Below are 3843 nucleotides of genomic sequence, written 5' to 3' on the forward strand. Positions count from 1 at the left end.
ATCGCCGCACTCCATATGGAGTGCGGGGCTTTAGCCCCGCTTTCGGCGCGGGACTTCAGTCCCCGCCAAAACACAATGGATGATCGAACGTTGAGCGGCGGACGTGACAAGCACGTCCCTCCGAAAGGTCGGAGGGGCACGCTTGTCGTGCCCGGGGAAGGGGATGGCTCATCCATCGGTGTTCATCGGACCCGACAAGCGGGTCCCTCCAGATGCGGACCTGACAAGCAGGTCCCTCCGATGTGCGGACCCGACAAGCGGGTCCCTCCGAAAAAAACTGTCGCTCCTTGCCGCTTGCACCGGCAACCGTGATAATCAGCGTGTCGTGCAGTGTTCGGTTATAGGATGACTCTCCAGAGACGATCTTTGGTGGGAGTTCTTTCCATGCTCGCCGTCGGGAAAACGCACCTCGTGAAGTTTGGTAATTTAGCGGCTCTGGTCTGTGCGGTAGGGACGTTTGCTTTCATCGCTGAATCGGGAGATCTGTTCGCCAACGAAGGGCCGGCAGGTCGGCCCCCGGCCGTTCCTCTGGTGGTCCACGATCCCTACTTCAGCATCTGGTCGTTCACCGATTACCTGGCTGAGGACTGGCCCCGGCACTGGACCGGTCGCATCCACGCCCTGTGCAGCCTCATCCGGATCGATGGTAAGGCCTACCGGTTGATGGGAACACCCCAGCTTGATATTCCCGCGCTGCCCCAGAAAAACCTCACCGTGCTCCCCACGCGGACCATTTACGAGTGGGAAACGCCGCAGATCGGCGTACGGCTGACTTTTCTCACGCCCGTGCTGCCGCACGACCTCAATCTCCTGTCCCGCCCGGTGACCTATCTCATTTGGGAAGTCTGGTCCCGCGACGGAGCCTCCCACGAAGTGGAGCTTTACTACGACAACTCGGCCGAGCTGGCCGTCAATACGCCCGACCAGGTGGTCATCTGGGAGCGCGGCCAGGCTGGCTCGCTGGTGTGGATGCGGATCGGGACACTCGAGCAACCGATATTGCAGAAGAAAGGTGACGACCTGCGGATCGATTGGGGTTACGCATACACGGCGGCTCCGCAGAGTGAAGACCTTCGCACGGTGATGACCGATCACGAATCCGCACGCCGGGGATTCGTGCAAAGTGGAACAGTTCCCGGCCGTGACGATCCTCCCGAACCGCGAGCCGCTCAGGATCGCTGGCCGGTGGCGGCGTGCGCCTGGCGTCTCGGGTCAGTGGGCGCCCAGCCCCAATCCCGCCACGTCCTGCTGGCGTATGATGATATCCTTTCCATCGAATACCTGGGCCAGCGACTGCGTCCTTACTGGAGGAAATACTTCGCGCATATCGGCGACGTGCTGGTTCAGGCAGAAAAAGATTTGCCGCGGCTTGTGGATGCCTGCGAAGAATTTGACCACCACCTGATGAAAGATGCGGAAAAGATCGGCGGTCGGGGATACGCGAATCTTATCGCGCTGGCCTATCGACATACGCTGGGCGCCCACAAGCTGACGTTGGGTCCCCAGGGTGAACCGATGCTGTTTTCCAAGGAGTGCTTCAGCAATGGCTGCATCGCCACGGTGGATGTCACCTATCCCGCGTCTCCGTTTTTTATGCTGTTCAATAACGAGCTTCTCAAGGCAACCCTCACGCCGGTTCTGGAATACGCGGCCAGCCCACGGTGGAAATTCCCCTTTGCACCGCACGATCTGGGAACATATCCCCTGGCCAACGGGCAGGTCTACGGGGGAGGCGAAACAAGCGAAGAGCACCAGATGCCCGTGGAGGAATCGGCCAATCTCCTCATCCTGGCCTGTGTTGTTTCCCGCCTGGATGGGAACACCCATTATGCCGAAAAATACTGGCCCCTCCTCCAGCGCTGGGCGGAATATCTGGAAGAAAAAGGCTTCGATCCCGAGAATCAACTCTGTACGGATGATTTCACCGGCCCGCTGGCCCACAACTGTAATCTTTCCGCCAAAGCCACCCTCGCCTTGGCGTGCTATGCCGACATGTGTCACCGGGCGGGCAAAGAGGAGCCATCGGCAAAGTACCGCAAACTGGCCGAAGATTTCGCCGCCAAATGGATCCAGGCCGCCGACGACGGTGACCACTACCGTCTGGCGTTTGACAAACCGGGCACCTGGAGCCAGAAGTACAATCTCGTGTGGGACAAACTTCTCAACCTCAACGTCTTTCCCGGGGAAGTTCGCCAGAAAGAGGTCGCCTTCTACAAGCGGCAACTCCAGCCCTACGGCCTGCCGCTGGACAATCGGGCCCTCTTCACCAAAACGGATTGGACGGTGTGGACGGCAACACTCGCCGATTCGCGCGAGGATTTTGACGCCCTCATGAATCCTCTGTACCGTTTTATCGACGAAACGCCGGACCGCGTCCCGCTCACCGACTGGTACTGGACGAATAACGCGCGGCTGCGCGGATTTCGAGCCCGACCGGTGATTGGCGGCGTCTTCATCAAGTTTCTGGAATATCCCGACCTGTGGAAAAAGTGGAGCACAACGGCTGAGCAATAGCCTGGCATCGCTGGCAACGGACTGCGAATGGAGCCGTCTGCTTGCCTCAATCACCCACGGCGGTCAGGATCACACCTGGGCAGCAAAAGATCAGCCGCCGCCCAGTAGATGAGCTTTGCCGCGAGGAAGTCCGGGGCTATCATGCCGGGAATGGGTGCCAGTTCCACGACATCCATCACCGGTATCCGTGCGGCCGCTTCGGCAATGGTGCGAATGATCTCCAGCAACTCGTGCCACAACAGGCCGCCCGGTTCCGGGGTTCCCACCGCCGGCATGATGGAGGGATCCAGTCCGTCCAGATCGATGGTCAGGTAAACTGTCTTGCCGCTCACAAAATCGCGCAGGGCGTTCACCCCGGATGGTCCCCACTGCTCTCGAAAGAACGTTTGAATGTTGCTGGCCGTCGGGCAAAACTCCGCCTCTTCTTTGGAAATATTGCGAATACCAATTTGAAAGACGGGACACACCTCGGCGATCCGTCGCGCGGCGCAGGCGTGATTAAACGGTGAGCCTTCAAACTCATCGCGAAGATCGGCGTGGGCATCGACCTGGACACACACCAGGCCGCCAGCGTCCACAACGCGAGCCAAGCCTCGTGCGACGCCGGCGGAAATACTGTGCTCCCCGCCCAGAACCACGAGCAATTCGGGCGAAGGCGGCTGGAAAAACACCGTTTCCACAGCAGCGGCCAGCCGGTTGATCATGGCCTCGGGAGTGCTCACCGTAATGTCCATCGGGGGCAGAGTGGCGAATCCCAGACTTTCGGCCGGCTCGCAGCCATGGCGATGGTCATAGAGTTCCACCTGCCGCGAAGCCGAGAGAATGGCCATCGGTCCGTTGCGGGTGCCCGCCCCGTAGGTCGTCGTCGCTTCATAGGGGACGGGCAAAACCCACACCCGGGCCGTTGTGGGATCCGCCAGTTCTTCCGGAAGTCCCAAAAAATTCAAATTCGGTTGACACAATTCGTGGGGAATCATCGGATACCGCCTTCGCTGGTCCTTTCGTACAGTGAGCACGGGACGAAGACTGATTTCTGGCTGGAAAAAAGCCCAAAAAGTATCATTCTCGCCGGGTGGATCCGTTTTTTGGAGGTAGGTCTCCCGATGGGACGTGATTGTCGGGTCCGCCTCCTGGAGGGACCTGCTCGTCGGGTCCGTTTTTTTCGGAGGGACCCGCTTGTCGGGTCCGACGCATACCGATTGATGACCCATCCCTCTTCACCGGGCACGACAAGCGTGCCCCTCCGGTGGGTCTATCGGAGGGACCTGCTTGTCACGTCCGTTTTTCTCGGAGGGACCTGCTTGTCAGGTCCGTCCTTCGGAGGGACGT

Annotated in this window: 2 protein-coding genes; one reads left to right on the forward strand and one right to left on the reverse strand. The window is 59.7% G+C overall.

The features are described from left to right. Nucleotides 1-384: 384 nt before the first annotated feature. Nucleotides 385-2514 carry a glutaminase family protein gene (locus H5U08_RS12485; RefSeq protein WP_297033537.1) on the forward strand — a complete coding sequence of 710 codons (2130 nt, stop codon included), beginning with the start codon at nt 385-387 and terminating at the stop codon, nt 2512-2514. A gap of 50 nt (nt 2515-2564) precedes the next feature. Here the strand turns inward: H5U08_RS12485 and speB are convergent, their stop codons facing one another. Beyond that, on the reverse strand, nt 2565-3491 hold the full coding sequence (gene speB, locus H5U08_RS12490; protein ID WP_297033538.1) for an agmatinase: 927 nt from the start codon (nt 3489-3491) through the stop codon (nt 2565-2567). Between the last annotated feature and the right edge of the window lie 352 nt (nt 3492-3843).

It is taken from the genome of Thermogutta sp. (assembly GCF_014359955.1).
Taxonomy (GTDB): Bacteria; Planctomycetota; Planctomycetia; order Pirellulales; family Thermoguttaceae; genus Thermogutta.

Bases quoted from the DNA above. Each gene is read 5' to 3' on its own strand.
- speB (WP_297033538.1), bottom strand. From the start codon at position 3,491: ATGATTCCCCACGAATTGTGTCAACCGAATTTGAATTTTTTGGGACTT.
- H5U08_RS12485 (WP_297033537.1), top strand. From the start codon at position 385: ATGCTCGCCGTCGGGAAAACGCACCTCGTGAAGTTTGGTAATTTAGCG.